Source organism: Rhodobacter sp. JA431 (genome assembly GCF_900217725.1).
In the GTDB taxonomy this organism is placed as follows: domain Bacteria; phylum Pseudomonadota; class Alphaproteobacteria; order Rhodobacterales; family Rhodobacteraceae; genus Rhodobacter; species Rhodobacter aestuarii.
This window is the reverse complement of the sequence record NZ_OBMP01000008.1, coordinates 17,208-29,713: the sequence shown is the minus strand read 5'-3', so window position 1 is coordinate 29,713 and position 12,506 is coordinate 17,208. Positions and strand designations below refer to the sequence as shown.

General features: G+C 59.9%; 14 protein-coding genes. 8 read left to right on the top strand and 6 right to left on the bottom strand.

Annotation, left to right across the window (positions count from 1 at the left end):
- Window positions 1-88 precede the first annotated feature (88 nt).
- The 4 genes from CRO18_RS14860 to CRO18_RS14845 all read left to right on the top strand — a co-directional run bounded on the left by CRO18_RS14860 (window position 89) and on the right by CRO18_RS14845 (window position 3,121).
- A complete protein-coding gene (locus CRO18_RS14860) occupies window positions 89-394 on the top strand; it encodes a chorismate mutase (RefSeq protein ID WP_097082722.1) in 306 nt (101 codons plus the stop codon).
- Complete coding sequence (locus CRO18_RS14855) at window positions 391-1,269, top strand: bifunctional 5,10-methylenetetrahydrofolate dehydrogenase/5,10-methenyltetrahydrofolate cyclohydrolase (protein WP_249276078.1); 879 nt, start codon at window positions 391-393, stop codon at window positions 1,267-1,269. Before CRO18_RS14860 ends, CRO18_RS14855 begins: the two co-directional genes overlap by 4 nt.
- A gap of 11 nt (window positions 1,270-1,280) precedes the next feature.
- A complete protein-coding gene (gene folD, locus CRO18_RS14850; protein WP_097082720.1) occupies window positions 1,281-2,171 on the top strand; it encodes a bifunctional methylenetetrahydrofolate dehydrogenase/methenyltetrahydrofolate cyclohydrolase FolD in 891 nt (296 codons plus the stop codon).
- Between the two features lie 122 nt (window positions 2,172-2,293).
- Window positions 2,294-3,121 carry a LytTR family transcriptional regulator DNA-binding domain-containing protein gene (locus tag CRO18_RS14845; RefSeq protein ID WP_097082719.1) on the top strand — a complete coding sequence of 276 codons (828 nt, stop codon included), beginning with the start codon at window positions 2,294-2,296 and terminating at the stop codon, window positions 3,119-3,121.
- A 6-nt stretch (window positions 3,122-3,127) separates the two neighbouring features.
- Here CRO18_RS14845 and CRO18_RS14840 read toward each other — a convergent pair whose 3' ends face one another.
- Window positions 3,128-4,438, bottom strand: a complete 1,311-nt coding sequence (locus tag CRO18_RS14840; protein WP_097082718.1) for an ATPase — start codon at window positions 4,436-4,438, stop codon at window positions 3,128-3,130.
- Window positions 4,439-4,529: 91 nt separating this feature from the next.
- Here CRO18_RS14840 and CRO18_RS14835 point away from each other — a divergent pair, with 91 nt between their 5' ends.
- A complete protein-coding gene (locus CRO18_RS14835; RefSeq protein WP_097082717.1) occupies window positions 4,530-6,188 on the top strand; it encodes a hypothetical protein in 1,659 nt (552 codons plus the stop codon).
- Here CRO18_RS14835 and CRO18_RS14830 read toward each other — a convergent pair.
- Window positions 6,185-7,186, bottom strand: a complete 1,002-nt coding sequence (locus tag CRO18_RS14830; protein WP_097082716.1) for a polyprenyl synthetase family protein — start codon at window positions 7,184-7,186, stop codon at window positions 6,185-6,187. The two genes, CRO18_RS14835 and CRO18_RS14830, sit on opposite strands and share 4 nt — an antisense overlap.
- A 61-nt stretch (window positions 7,187-7,247) precedes the next feature.
- Between CRO18_RS14830 and CRO18_RS14825 the strand changes: the two genes are divergently transcribed.
- The 3 genes from CRO18_RS14825 (at window position 7,248) to CRO18_RS14815 (ending at window position 8,515) form a co-directional block, all read left to right on the top strand.
- Complete coding sequence (locus CRO18_RS14825; RefSeq protein WP_076486192.1) at window positions 7,248-7,460, top strand: DUF2007 domain-containing protein; 213 nt, start codon at window positions 7,248-7,250, stop codon at window positions 7,458-7,460.
- Window positions 7,460-8,221 (top strand): tRNA1(Val) (adenine(37)-N6)-methyltransferase, encoded by a 762-nt coding sequence (locus CRO18_RS14820; RefSeq protein ID WP_097082715.1) that lies wholly within the window; start codon window positions 7,460-7,462, stop codon window positions 8,219-8,221. Before CRO18_RS14825 ends, CRO18_RS14820 begins: the two co-directional genes overlap by 1 nt.
- A gap of 120 nt (window positions 8,222-8,341) precedes the next feature.
- Window positions 8,342-8,515 carry a YdcH family protein gene (locus CRO18_RS14815; protein ID WP_076486194.1) on the top strand — a complete coding sequence of 58 codons (174 nt, stop codon included), beginning with the start codon at window positions 8,342-8,344 and terminating at the stop codon, window positions 8,513-8,515.
- A 19-nt stretch (window positions 8,516-8,534) separates the two neighbouring features.
- On the opposite strand, the gene CRO18_RS14810 is transcribed toward CRO18_RS14815, so the two are convergent.
- The 4 genes from CRO18_RS14810 to CRO18_RS14795 all read right to left on the bottom strand — a co-directional run bounded on the left by CRO18_RS14810 (window position 8,535) and on the right by CRO18_RS14795 (window position 12,479).
- Entirely contained in the window at window positions 8,535-9,398 is an 864-nt protein-coding gene (locus CRO18_RS14810) for a DMT family transporter (protein ID WP_097082714.1), read from the bottom strand.
- A gap of 67 nt (window positions 9,399-9,465) precedes the next feature.
- A complete protein-coding gene (locus tag CRO18_RS14805; protein ID WP_076486196.1) occupies window positions 9,466-10,188 on the bottom strand; it encodes a beta-ketoacyl-ACP reductase in 723 nt (240 codons plus the stop codon).
- 119 nt (window positions 10,189-10,307) lie between these two features.
- Entirely contained in the window at window positions 10,308-11,483 is a 1,176-nt protein-coding gene (locus CRO18_RS14800) for an acetyl-CoA C-acetyltransferase (RefSeq protein WP_076486197.1), read from the bottom strand.
- A gap of 153 nt (window positions 11,484-11,636) precedes the next feature.
- On the bottom strand, window positions 11,637-12,479 hold the full coding sequence (locus CRO18_RS14795; protein WP_076486198.1) for an EAL domain-containing protein: 843 nt from the start codon (window positions 12,477-12,479) through the stop codon (window positions 11,637-11,639).
- Window positions 12,480-12,506 lie beyond the last annotated feature (27 nt).

The window sequence follows — 12,506 nt, the reverse complement described above, 5'->3', positions numbered from 1 at the left end:
GCTGCAAGACAGGGGATAATCGAGCCGGGGTTGAGAAGAAGCGGTCAAGGTGCGATAGGGGCAGGGTACAACAGCGGAAATATTGCCGATGAGAGAGCCCTCCGAAATTCCTTCGATGGCCGAACTGCGTGCCGAAATTGACGCGCTCGACCTCCGTCTCGTGGCCCTTCTTGCCGATCGTGCGCGGTTTATCGACCGTGCTGCCCAACTCAAGCCCGGCGAGGGCATGCCTGCGCGGATCACCGCGCGGGTGGAGGAAGTGGTGGCCAATGCGAAAGCAGCGGCCGAGGCGCGCGGGTTAGACCCCGCATTGGTCGAGGCGATCTGGCGGATGATGGTCGAATGGTCCATTGCCCGCGAAGAAGCCGTATTAGGCAAGGGAGAGGCGGATTGAACGCCACGATCATCGACGGGAAGTCTTTCGCAGAACAGACGCTTGCGCAAACGCGCGCCGAGGCACAGGCGCTCAGCGCCGCCGGATGGGCGCCCCGGCTTGTGTCCATTTCCGTTGGTGATGTGGCGGCTGCCGAACTTTATGTGCGCAACCAGCAAAAGCGCGCCGAAGCGGCGGGCGTGGGCTTTGAGGCGCGCAACTATCCGGCCTCGATCAGCCTAGAACAATTGCATGGTGTGCTGGCGGGATTGAATGCCGATCCACGGATCAATGGCATCATCATCCAGCGCCCCTTGCCCGCGCATATCCCGGTCAAGGCGCTGCAAAAGGCGGTGCATCCCCTTAAAGATGTGGAAGGGATGCACCCGGCCTCGATCGGCAATATCGTCTATAACGACCTTGAGCTCGGCCCCTGCACGGCGGTGGCGGCGGTGGAGATTTTGAAATCTCTGCCTTTGCAAATGGAAGGGCTCAATGTCTGCGTGATTGGGCATTCCGAGATTGTCGGCAAGCCGATTGCGTTTTTGATGATGGGGCTCGGGGCGACGGTCACGGTGTGCCATCATATGACGCGCCAAGTTGCGGTGCATTCGCGCGCGGCGGATGCGGTTTTTGTGGCGGTGGGCAAGCCCGGGCTGGTGCATGGCGATATGCTCAAACCCGGCGCGGCGCTGATTGATATTGGCATCAATCGGGTGGACGGGCGCACCGTAGGCGACGCCGATTTTGACAGCTGTGCCGAGGTGGCGGGCTGGATCACCCCGGTGCCGGGCGGCGTGGGCCCGGTGACGGTCTCGATTCTGATGAAGAATGCGGTCCGGGCCACGCGCTTGCAGATGGAACATTACCAAGCCGCCTTTGCGGCCGCAGTCTGAGGGAGAAAGCGATGACGGCGAAAGTGATCGACGGCAAGGCCTTTGCGGCCAATGTGCGCGCGCAAGTGGCCACGCATGTGACGCGGCTGAAAGAGGTCAACGGGTTGACGCCGGGCCTTGCTGTGGTGCTGGTGGGCGAAGATCCGGCAAGCGAAGTTTATGTGCGCAACAAGGGCAAGCAGACCGTTGAGGTCGGCATGAACTCCTATGAGCACAAGCTGCCTGCGGACACCTCAGAAGAAGACCTGCTGGCGCTGATTGCCAAGCTCAATGCCGATCCGGCGGTGCATGGGATTTTGGTGCAACTGCCGCTGCCGGGGCATTTGGATAGCGATTTGGTGATCAATTCGATCAACCCAGCGAAGGATGTGGACGGGTTCCATATCTCGAATGTCGGGCTTTTGGGCACCGGGCAAAAGTCGATGGTGCCCTGCACACCGCTTGGCTGCTTGATGATGCTGCGCGACCATCATGGCAGCCTTTCGGGGCTGAACGCTGTTGTCGTGGGGCGCTCGAACATCGTCGGGAAACCGATGGCGCAACTGCTTTTGGCTGATAGCTGCACTGTGACCATTGCGCACAGCCGCACCAAGGACTTAGCCGCAGTTTGCCGGGGCGCAGATATTCTGGTGGCGGCGGTTGGGCGGCCCGAAATGATCCCCGGCGATTGGGTGAAACCGGGCGCGACGGTGATTGATGTGGGCATCAACCGCATTGAGCGTGACGGCAAGAAAAAGCTCGTAGGCGACGTAGAATATGGCTCTGCGGCCGAAGTGGCGGGCGCCATCACCCCGGTTCCGGGCGGCGTTGGGCCTATGACGATTGCTTGCCTCCTGGCAAATACGCTGACGGCTTGCTGCCGCGCACATGGCCTTCCCGAGCCCGAAGGTCTGACGGCGTAAACCTTTGTCATAGGAGGCTGCCGTTTTGGCAGCCTCTCCGCCGCATTGTTTTGTCGGACGTAAGCGTTTAGTTTATAGAGGCATTTTTCTAGCGGCGCGGAGGCTTCCCGAAGCGTTTTTCCATGATCAAGTTTCTAAAGGCCTATAAGCGGGCGGTGTTTCTGCCCATCGTGCCCGTCGTCTGGGCGATGCTTTCGATCATCGGTGTGATCGGCGCGCCTTTTGGGTCTGGCCATTTGGGCTTGCTCAATCTCTTCTTGTTCTGGCCGGTGGTCATCGGTCTGTCGATCTTATGTGGCGCGGCTTTACGGGTCTTGGTGCGCGAATATATGGGTTTTCGCAGCTTTTGGCCCGAAGCGCCCCTGATCGCGTTTTTTGCCGCCTGTTTGCTGGCTCCTGGCTACAAATGGTTGGCGGTGGCTTTGTCCGAGACGACGCAAATGATCCCCAACCTGTTTGCCCTTTTTGGATACGCCTTCGTGGTCTCTTTGGTGATTTCAACCTTTCGGCACATTCTGTCCTCCCATCCGACCCCGGTGATTTCATCAATAGAGACGAAACCCACGCCGCCGCCCGCGCCCGTGTTGGTCGCAAAGCCACGCCCCATCAAAGCGCGGATTTTCGAGCGGCTGGAGCCAGAGTTGCGGGCCCCGCTTTTGCGGCTGGAGGTCAACGACCATTACGTGGATGTGGTGACCGAGGCGGGAAAGACCAGCCTTCTTTTGCGTCTTGCGGATGCGATTGCAGAGACTGAGGGCATAGAAGGGCTGCAGGTGCACCGCTCGCATTGGGTCGCCCGCAAAGCCATGACGGCGGTGCGGAGAGAGCGCGGTAAATGCACATTGGTGTTGCGAGACGGCACGCAAGTCCCGGTGTCCCGCAGCCAGATGCCCGTGGTGCTGGAGCTTGGCCTACCCGAGTGCGATTTGGACGCGACCTCGGAGGCGTGAGCCCGCTTAGTGCTGAATTTCTTCCTCGCGCACGAACATGTTCGCCCAAGCGCGATCAATCAGTTCGGGCGTCATCTGATAGGGAATGCCCTCAAACTCACAAATCGCGATCATCTGGTCGATCAGGAAGATCGGTTGATAGTTCGCATAGACATTGTCGATGGTGGGATATTTCACCTTCAGCAAATGTACGAGCGCCTTTTCATTGAGCGGCATGCCGCGCTTTTTCGCCATGATCGAGAAGATCTTCAGGTAGTCCGATTGGCTCGGCCCGTCGATCTTGATCTTGAAGAAGATCCGCCGCAGTGCCGCTTTGTCGAAGATTTGGTTCGGGTGGAAGTTGGTGGAGAAAATCACCAGCGTGTCGAATGGCACCTCGAACTTTTCGCCCGATTGCAGGGCCAAAATATCGCGGCTTTCTTCTAGCGGCACGATCCAGCGGTTGACGAGCTTTTGCGGCGGTTCGGCTTGGCGGCCAAGGTCGTCCACGATGAACACCCCGCCCGACGATTTCATCTGCAACGGCGCGGTATAGGTGCGTGCGGTGGGGTTGTAGGTGAGGTCAAGCATGTCCAGCGACAACTCCCCCCCGGTGATCACCGTCGGGCGGTCGCAATAGACATAGCGCTGGTCAAACTTATTGCCGGTTTTACGCAGGCTGTTTGGATCATCTTGCGTATCGGGCGCGGCGGTGTGCACGATCGGGTCGAAAACCGTGATCACTTGGCCCGCATATTCCACCGCACGGGGAATATAAATCCGGTCGCCAATCGCGTCGCGAATCCCGTTCGAGATCGAGGATTTCCCGTTGCCCGGTGGGCCATACATCAGGATCGAGCGGCCCGAAGACACCGCGGGCCCCAATTGGTTGATGAGGTCCGGCGGCAGAACCAGATGCCCCATCGCGCCCGTCAACTGCGGGCGGGTCAGCTGGATGTTGCGGATAGATTGGCGCTTCATTTGCGCGGCGTAATCATCCAGCGGGATCGGCATCGCGCCGTAATATTCAGACTGGCTGAGCGCATCGAGGGCGCGCGCTTTGCCGCCATCGGTGAGTTGATAGCCCATCTCCCCGCCGGAATTGGCGTGCAGCGTACCCATCGCCTCGATCAGCCGTTGGCTGCGGCCCATGTCGATCAGTTCTTGGGTCAGCGTCAGCGGTAGCGCGATCAGCTTTGAAAGCCCCGAGACAGAATCCATATTCGTTCGGAACATGGTTTTTAGCAGAATGTCGCGCATCAGCACGGTCGACAGCCCCGTCTCGGCAAGCGAGCGGGGTGTTGGCGGGGCCAGCACATTTTGGGCGATCATGTTCATCGGGATTGCTCTTCGCACCTCAACGGGATTCACAGTGTTACACTGGCCCGCTATTGTGGCCAAAAATGGGAAAAGATGCGGAGAGGCAAAGATGACGGGCAGGGGGCAGGCGACGGCATTTTGGCCGTTGGCGATTGTGGCGCTGATCTATGGTCTCGTGCAGGCGCTGGCGCCGTTTTGGGCCGGGGCGTTGCGGTTGGCCCAGCATGAGGGCGACGCGCTGCATCTGGCCGATTTGGTGCTGCGTATGGGCGAACATGGGCAGTTGCCGCATCTGGATTTTTTGACCCCTCTCGGCATTGGCGGGCTTTGGCCGATTGCGATTTTCGTGAAGGCAGGCTTGGGCTTTGGTCATGCTTTCATGGCAGGACAGGCGCTGGTGGCCGCGCTGCTCTTCTACCCCGCCTTGCGGGCAGGTCAGTCGCGGTTTCCCGGTGCGCTGGCATGGCTTTTCGTGGCCTATGTTTTGGGGCTTTGCCTTGCGCTGGTGCATGGCGAGGCGCGCACCGGTACTTCGCTTTCGATGCATTATAACCGTTGGGCTTGGGCGCTGGCTTACATTGCGCTGCCCTTGGCGATGCTCGAACCCTTGGATGTCCGTCGCCGCCCCTGGCTTGATGGGGGGCTGATCGGGTTGATGCTGTCCGGTATGGCGCTGATCAAAGTGACCTACTTCTTGGCCTTTGCGCCGGTGATTGTCGTTGCGCTTTTGGTGCGGCGTGATTTCAAGGCGCTCGGGGTGGCAGTGCTGGCGGGGCTGGCCGTGGTCGTCGTATTGACTCTGATCCTTGGGGTTCCGTTTTGGCTCGCCTATGCGAAGGATCTGATCCTTGTCGCGGGGTCAGAAATCCGCTCGGCACCGGGCGATAGTTTCGGCGAAATTTTGGGGGCGCCGGCGCATATTGCCGGAACACTCCTGTTGCTCGCGACAGTGATCTTTTTGCGGCAGGCGGGAGAGATGTCGGCGGGGCTGCTATTGCTGCTTTTGACCCCAGCCTTCGCCTATGTCACCTACCAAAACTTTGGCAATGATCCGCAATGGCTGGTGTTCCTTGGCCTTGTCGCGCTGGCCTTGCGGCCGGACGGAATGATGACCAACGGTCTTGGCTGGCGGCTGCGCGATGCGGTTTTGGTGGCAGGCGCGGGCGCGCTAATTTTGGGTGCGGGTTCGGCGATCAATCTGGTGATTAGCCCGGTTCGGCATGTATTTTCCGAAGCCGAGGGGCGGGTGCCTCTACTTTCTGCGCGCCCCCACGACGACGATGTGCAGATCCTCAGCCCGCGGCTCTATGCTGCGAAGCAGACGGTGCGGATGGATGGAGCGGGGCAGCCCTTTGAACGTTTTGCCGAACTCGGCAAAGGGGCGGTTGAGGGTGAAAAGCCGCAAAAGGACGCGGTGCTGAACGGAGAGATTTTGCCAGATTGCGAGATGGCATCCTTCAACGCGCTTTTTGAGCAAGAAGTGTCGGAGCTTGTAGCGGCGGGGTATGCAGGGCAGTCGATTCTTTCTGCCGATCTGTTCACCGCGCTCTGGCTCTATGGCCCCATAGCTCCCGTCAAAGGGGCGGCACCTTGGTATTATGGTGGGGCACCCGGGTTAAGCCATGCAGACCATTTGCTGGTGCCGCTCTGCCCGAGCAACAAGGTCACTCGGGCACAGATGCTTTCCGCCATCAATGAAGGTGGCTGGACATTGGTGGAGGAGCTGCGCACCCCCACCTTTGTGCTGTTAAAACCAGAGGCCCCTTAACGGACCCGCGCGACGACGTAATCGGCGAGGTCGTCCAGCATGTCGCGCAGCGGGTGCGCGGGCAGTTTGGCAAGCGCGGCGCGGGCGGTATCGGTCCAGCCGATCGCGTCTTTCCGGGTCGCTTCAAGCGTGCCGTATTTGCGCATCAGCTCCATCGCGTGGTCGAGATCACCCTCGCGCTGGTCGCCCTTTTCGATGACGCGCTTCCAGAAGGCATGTTCCTCTTCGGTCGCTTGCGCGATGGCTTTGATCACCGGCATGGTCAGCTTACGCTCGCGGAAATCGTCCCCGACGTTTTTGCCAGTTTCCGCCGCCGAACCACCGTAATCGAGAAGATCATCGACCATCTGGAAGGCGATCCCAAGCGCATCACCATAATCATAAAGCGCTTTCACCTCTTCGGCACCGGCTTCGGCGATCACGCCGCCAACTTCGGTCGCGGCAGAGAAAAGGGCTGCCGTTTTGCCGCGAATGACGCGCAGATAGATATCTTCGGTGGTGGCCAAGTTTTGCGCGGCGGTCAGTTGCAGCACTTCCCCCTCGGCGATCACCGCCGAGGCATTGGCAAGAATTTCCAAAACCCGCATTTTGCCGGTTTCGGTCATCAACTGGAATGAGCGGGCAAAGAGATAGTCGCCGACCAGAACCGAGGATTTGTTATCCCACAGCAGGTTCGCGGTCGGGCGGCCCCGGCGTTGGCCGCTTTCATCAACCACATCGTCATGCAGAAGCGTTGCCGTGTGGATGAATTCGACCGTCGCGGCCAGATGCACATGGTAGGGGCCCTCATAGCCCATCACCCGCGCGGCGGCCAAAGTCAGCATCGGGCGCAGACGTTTGCCGCCTGCCTCGATCAGGTGGGCGGTCACTTCGGGAATGCGCGGGGCGTGTTCCGAGCTCATCCGTTCACGAATGAGGGCATTCACCGCCGCCATGTCCTCTGAAAGCGCCTGCGCAAGGCGATCATGCGGCTTGGTGGCCTTGCTGTCGAGGCTCATCGGTCTTCCTTCCCAATACTACGGCTCGACAAGGGGCGCGTGGTGCCCTTAAGTCGACTGCATGAAAGAGCTTCTGCGCACCACAGATCCAGTGAAAATCGCCATGGCGACGGCCCTTCTTGAGGGCGAGGATATAACGGTCTTTGAACTGGACGTCCACATGAGCATTCTTGATGGCAGCCTCGGCATTTTGCCGCGCAGGTTGATGGTGGCGGATGCAGATTTGTTTATGGCGCAAGCCGTTTTGCGCGACAATGATCTGCTGGATGAATGATGTTCGCGGCTGAGGAGTGCACGCAGGACCGTTTCCTTGATGGGCGGTTGTTGGTGGCGCAACCACGCAACGGCTACCGCGCGGCGATGGACCCGGTGCTTTTGGCGGCGGCTTGTGGCGCTGCGCCGGGGCAAAGCGTGCTCGAATTGGGCTGTGGGGCGGGGGTGGCGAGCCTGTGCCTTGGGCAGCGCATTACGGGGTTGCGCCAAGTCGGGTTGGAGTTGCAACCGGAATACGCCGATCTGGCGCGGCGCAATGCGACGGCAAACGGGATCGCGTTGGAGGTGTTTGAGGGCGATTTGGCGCATATGCCGGGCCCCTTGCGGGGCATGAGCTTTGATCACGTTATTGCGAACCCACCCTATTTCGCGCCGCAATCAGGCACCGCGGCCGCCGATGCGGGGCGCGAGCGCGCGCAGCGCGAGGCCACGCCTTTGGCCGATTGGGTGCGCGCGGGCTACAAACGGCTGCATCCGGGCGGTTGGCTGACGCTGATTCAGAACGCCGACCGGCTGGCGGATATGCTGGCCGCGCTGTCGCAAGGTGGCGGGTCGATCTCGGTTTTGCCGATTGCTCCACGCGCGGGCCGCCCGGCGGGGCGAGTCGTGGTTTCTGCGCGAAAGCTTGGCAAGGGGCCGCTGCGCTTATTGGCGCCCTTCGTGCTGCATGCAAAAGCGGCACATGGCGCAGATGTGGAAGATTTGACCGAAGCCGCGCAGGCTGTTTTGCGCCATGGGGCGCCCCTGCCGCTGGTGCCTTGAGCCCGCAGCAATAAATTCGACACCTTGATCGCACAATATTGCCTGTGATCACGACAAGGACGTGACAATTCGTCAGAATCGTGGTGCAATTCTCTTACCGAGACAAAAGAGGAGATCGCCATGTCCGTGGGTTCACATATCGCTGAACTTCGCAAGAAACATGAGGCTCTGTCGGAGGAGGTCGAAGTGGCGTTGCGAACGCCTAGTTTCGACGATCTGCAGATTTCCGAGATGAAGAAGCAGAAATTGCGTCTCAAGGAGGAGATCGCCCGGCTTGAAGCCACAGCGGTGTGACCACCGATCTGAACGGGCTCTAGCGCTTACGGCTTCCCAAAGCAGCCAGAAAAGCGCCAGCGGCAATCATCGCGGCGGCAAGCACCAATACCGGGCTTGCCGCCGCTTTTTTTGCCGCGATCATGATCAGGGTGGACAGAAGCGGGGCCGCATAAGAGGTGGTGCCCAGCATCTGAATATCGCCGCGCTTCACGCCAATATCCCATGTGTAGAAGGCAAGCCCAACCGGGCCGAGGCCGAGCGCGATAACAGACCCCCAGCCAAGTGTGGTTTCCGGCCAAACGGTGGTTTCAAAGGCCAGATGGGCAAAGCCTGACAGCACCGCCGTGGCCAAACAGTAAACGGCGACCGCCGCTGTGGGCACCGCGCCCAAACGACGCGAAATCAGCGAATAGCTCGACCATGTCAGCGCGCAAAGCAGCGCGATGCCGTAACCCGGCAGTGCCGCGCTTGAGGCAGAGATGCCGCCCCGCGCCACAATCAGTGCCGCACCGGCGAACGAGACAACCGCGCCGATCACATGCAAGGCGCGCAACCGTTCCCCGGGCAACAGGCCAGAAAAGACCACGATCAAGAGCGGCCAAAGATAGGCAATCAGGCTCGCCTCAGCCGGGGGCGCAAGGCGCAGCGCCGAGAAATAGAGGAAGTGATAGCCAAAGAGCCCGACCGTGCCGAAAGCATAGACCTTCCACGAAATACGCCGCAGCACGCCAAAGCCATCAGTTGCACCGACCCAGACCACGCCAATTGCCCCGCCAAGAGCAAAGCAGATCGCATTGAGCTGCAATGGAGGCACCGGGGCCGAACCCACGGTGAACAGCGCCAAAAGCGCCCAAAGCGCCACAGCGGAAAAGCCGATCAAACTGGCCTGATTGCGCGACATCTGCCCTCACATGCAAAGAGGCCCGCAAAATGCGGACCTCTGCATGATTTGCCAAGGGCAATTCCGATCAGGTCAGATATTGGCCGCCGTTCACCGTCATCGTCGCGCCGGTGATGAAGCCCGCTTGATCCGAGGCCAAGAAGACCACGGTACGCGCGATTTCATCCGGCTCACCCAGACGGCCCACCGGGATCGTCGAGATGATCGATTCGCGGACCTTTTCCGGCACAGCCATCACCATTTCCGTGGCGATATAGCCCGGGCAGATCGCGTTCACGGTGATGCCTGAGCGCGCACCTTCTTGCGCCAGCGCTTTGGTGAAGCCGATGTCGCCCGCTTTCGCCGCCGAATAGTTCACCTGACCGAACTGACCTTTTTGCCCGTTGATCGACGAGATGTTGATGATCCGGCCAAATTTACGCTCGCGCATGCCCGGCCACAGCGGGTGGGTCATGTTGAAAATGCCGCTCAGGTTGGTGCCGATCACTTGGTCCCATTGCTCGCGGCTCATTTTGTGGAACGGCGCATCGCGGGTGATGCCCGCATTGTTCACAAGCACGTCAATCGGGCCGACCTCTTCTTCGATCTGGCGGATGCCATCTTCGCAAGCGGTGTAATCGGCCACCGACCATTTGTAGGTCTTGATGCCGGTGACATGCGAAAACTCGCGCGCGGCCTCGTCATTGCCAGCGTAGTTGGCCACGACGGTGTAGCCCGCCTCTTTCAGCGCCATCGAAATCGCAGCGCCAATCCCCCGCGTGCCACCGGTGACAAGTGCAACCCTGGACATGATTCCTCCTAATCAAAATCTCCCGTTGAAATGCTGTTACCGAAAATAAACAAAGCGCGCAACAATGTTGCGCGCCTGTTTTTCGCATTTGCAGAAAAAAAGATGTCGCAGGGGCGAAATCAGAGCCCTTCAAGACACATGGCAACGCCCATGCCGCCGCCGATGCACAAAGTGGCCAAGCCCTTTTTAGCACCCGAACGTTTCATCTCAAAGACAAGCGTGTTCAGGATCCGGCAGCCCGAAGCGCCGATCGGGTGACCGATGGCGATGGCGCCGCCGTTGACGTTCACCTTCGACGTATCCCAGCCCATGTCTTTGTTGACGGCGCAGGCCTGCGCGGCAAAGGCTTCGTTCGCTTCGATCAGGTCAAGATCAGCGGCGTTCCAACCGGCTTTTTCCAGCGCCTTGCGCGACGACGGGATCGGGCCACAGCCCATGATCGACGGGTCAAGCCCGGCGGTGGCGTAAGAGGCAATCCGCGCCATCGGGGTCAGGCCGCGTTTGGCGGCTTCTTCTTCGGTCATCAAAAGCACCATCGCGGCGCCATCGTTGATGCCCGAGGCATTGCCCGCGGTGACGGTGCCTTCTTTGATGAAGGCGGGGCGGAGTTTTTGCATCGATTCGATGGTGGCGCCGTGGCGGATGTATTCATCGGCATCGACGACGATATCGCCTTTGCGGGTTTTCACCGTGAAGGGTGCGATTTCATCGACAAATTTGCCAGCTTTTTGAGCGGCTTCCGCTTTGTTTTGCGAGGCCAGTGCGAATTCGTCCTGCATCTCACGGGTGATTTCCCATTGGGCGGCCACGTTCTCGGCGGTTTGGCCCATGTGGTAGCCGTTAAACGCATCCCACAAGCCGTCTTTGATCATCGAATCGATCATCTTCATGTCGCCCATTTTCGTGCCCGCGCGCAGATGCGCGACATGGGGGCTAAGCGACATGTTCTCTTGCCCGCCCGCGATCACGATATTGGCGTCGCCGAGCATGATGTGCTGCGCGCCAAGCGCGACGGTGCGCAGGCCCGAGCCACAGACTTGGTTGATGCCCCAAGCGGCCGATTCGATCGGCAGGCCCGCTTTGATATGCGCTTGGCGTGCCGGGTTTTGCCCCTGACCGGCCGAAAGCACTTGGCCCAGAATCGTTTCCGACACCTCGGCTTTGTCGATTCCGGCGCGTGCGACCACCGCTTCGATCACCGCAGCGCCCAGATCATGCGCCGGCGTATTGGCGAAAGCGCCGTTGAAGCTGCCCACGGCGGTACGCGCCGCCGACACGATGACGACATTGGTCATGAAAATTCCCCTCCTCACAGGATTACGGGCGCTCTGCGCCCATTGCCGCTGTGCAGCATGCCCGAAGGAAAGGTCAGGTCAAGCAGATTTGGGAATATTTTTGCTCGATCGCGCAATTTTATTGCGCGCGGCGAAAGCTACTTCCGCCGGCGCTTAACCTTGCGCCTGCTTTGTCGCCGGGGCTTTCCACGGCGGCATGATCGTTGGCGCGCCGAAGTAATAGCCCTGCATGCAATCGATCCCTGCATGGGCGAGCCATGCCGCATCTTCGGCGCTTTCGACCGCTTCGGCAACGGTGAACATCTCAAAATGCTGCGCAATCGACATGAGCGCCTGCGTCAGCACCTGATTGTCGCGATTGCGGGCAATGCCGGTGATGAATTGGCCATCAATCTTGAGAATGTCGAAGTAGAACTCGCGCAGGTAGCGAAACGAGGTGTAGCCCGCGCCGAAATCATCCAGCGCAAAGGAAACGCCCTTCAACTGCATGTCTTGCATGAAGACCGAAACAAGTTCCGGCATCGCCATGGCCGAGCTTTCGGTGATTTCTAGAATCAGCCGCTCTGCCACAGTCTCGTCGGCGGCCAAACCACGCTGCAGGGTTTTCGTCCATTCCGGCCAGCCGATCGAGCGCGCCGACATGTTCACCGAAAGCCGCAGTTCATGATCTTCGGCCAGCGACATCAGCCCCATTTCCAAGGTGAGACAGTCGATCTTCCGGCCCAGTTCGGTGGTTTCGATGGTTTCGATGAAATCCTTGGCGGGAATCACGCGCCCCGTGTCATCCAGCACCCGGATCAGCCCTTCGTAGAAGGCCGGTTTGTCTGGGCGCGAGGTCTGCACCACGGGTTGGAAGGCGAGCACCACATCGCGCCGCTCGATCGCGCGGGCAACCATAGAAAGGGTTTCGCGGTCCCGTTGGGAAACAGCGAAAGCCAGCGGATTGCTATCGGCGGTCGCAATCGGGTCTCGCAGCGAAACTGGGCGCTTAGGCATTATCCACTCCTTGCAGGTCCGACACAG

Coding starts and splice junctions, on each gene's coding strand:
- CRO18_RS14800 (WP_076486197.1), bottom strand. CDS start 11,483: ATGACCAATGTCGTCATCGTGTCGGCGGCGCGTACCGCCGTGGGCAGC.
- CRO18_RS14795 (WP_076486198.1), bottom strand. CDS start 12,479: ATGCCTAAGCGCCCAGTTTCGCTGCGAGACCCGATTGCGACCGCCGAT.
- CRO18_RS14815 (WP_076486194.1), top strand. CDS start 8,342: ATGTCCGTGGGTTCACATATCGCTGAACTTCGCAAGAAACATGAGGCT.
- CRO18_RS14860 (WP_097082722.1), top strand. CDS start 89: ATGAGAGAGCCCTCCGAAATTCCTTCGATGGCCGAACTGCGTGCCGAA.
- CRO18_RS14845 (WP_097082719.1), top strand. CDS start 2,294: ATGATCAAGTTTCTAAAGGCCTATAAGCGGGCGGTGTTTCTGCCCATC.
- CRO18_RS14825 (WP_076486192.1), top strand. CDS start 7,248: ATGAAAGAGCTTCTGCGCACCACAGATCCAGTGAAAATCGCCATGGCG.
- CRO18_RS14820 (WP_097082715.1), top strand. CDS start 7,460: ATGTTCGCGGCTGAGGAGTGCACGCAGGACCGTTTCCTTGATGGGCGG.
- CRO18_RS14835 (WP_097082717.1), top strand. CDS start 4,530: ATGACGGGCAGGGGGCAGGCGACGGCATTTTGGCCGTTGGCGATTGTG.
- folD (WP_097082720.1), top strand. CDS start 1,281: ATGACGGCGAAAGTGATCGACGGCAAGGCCTTTGCGGCCAATGTGCGC.
- CRO18_RS14805 (WP_076486196.1), bottom strand. CDS start 10,188: ATGTCCAGGGTTGCACTTGTCACCGGTGGCACGCGGGGGATTGGCGCT.
- CRO18_RS14840 (WP_097082718.1), bottom strand. CDS start 4,438: ATGAACATGATCGCCCAAAATGTGCTGGCCCCGCCAACACCCCGCTCG.
- CRO18_RS14830 (WP_097082716.1), bottom strand. CDS start 7,186: ATGAGCCTCGACAGCAAGGCCACCAAGCCGCATGATCGCCTTGCGCAG.
- CRO18_RS14810 (WP_097082714.1), bottom strand. CDS start 9,398: ATGTCGCGCAATCAGGCCAGTTTGATCGGCTTTTCCGCTGTGGCGCTT.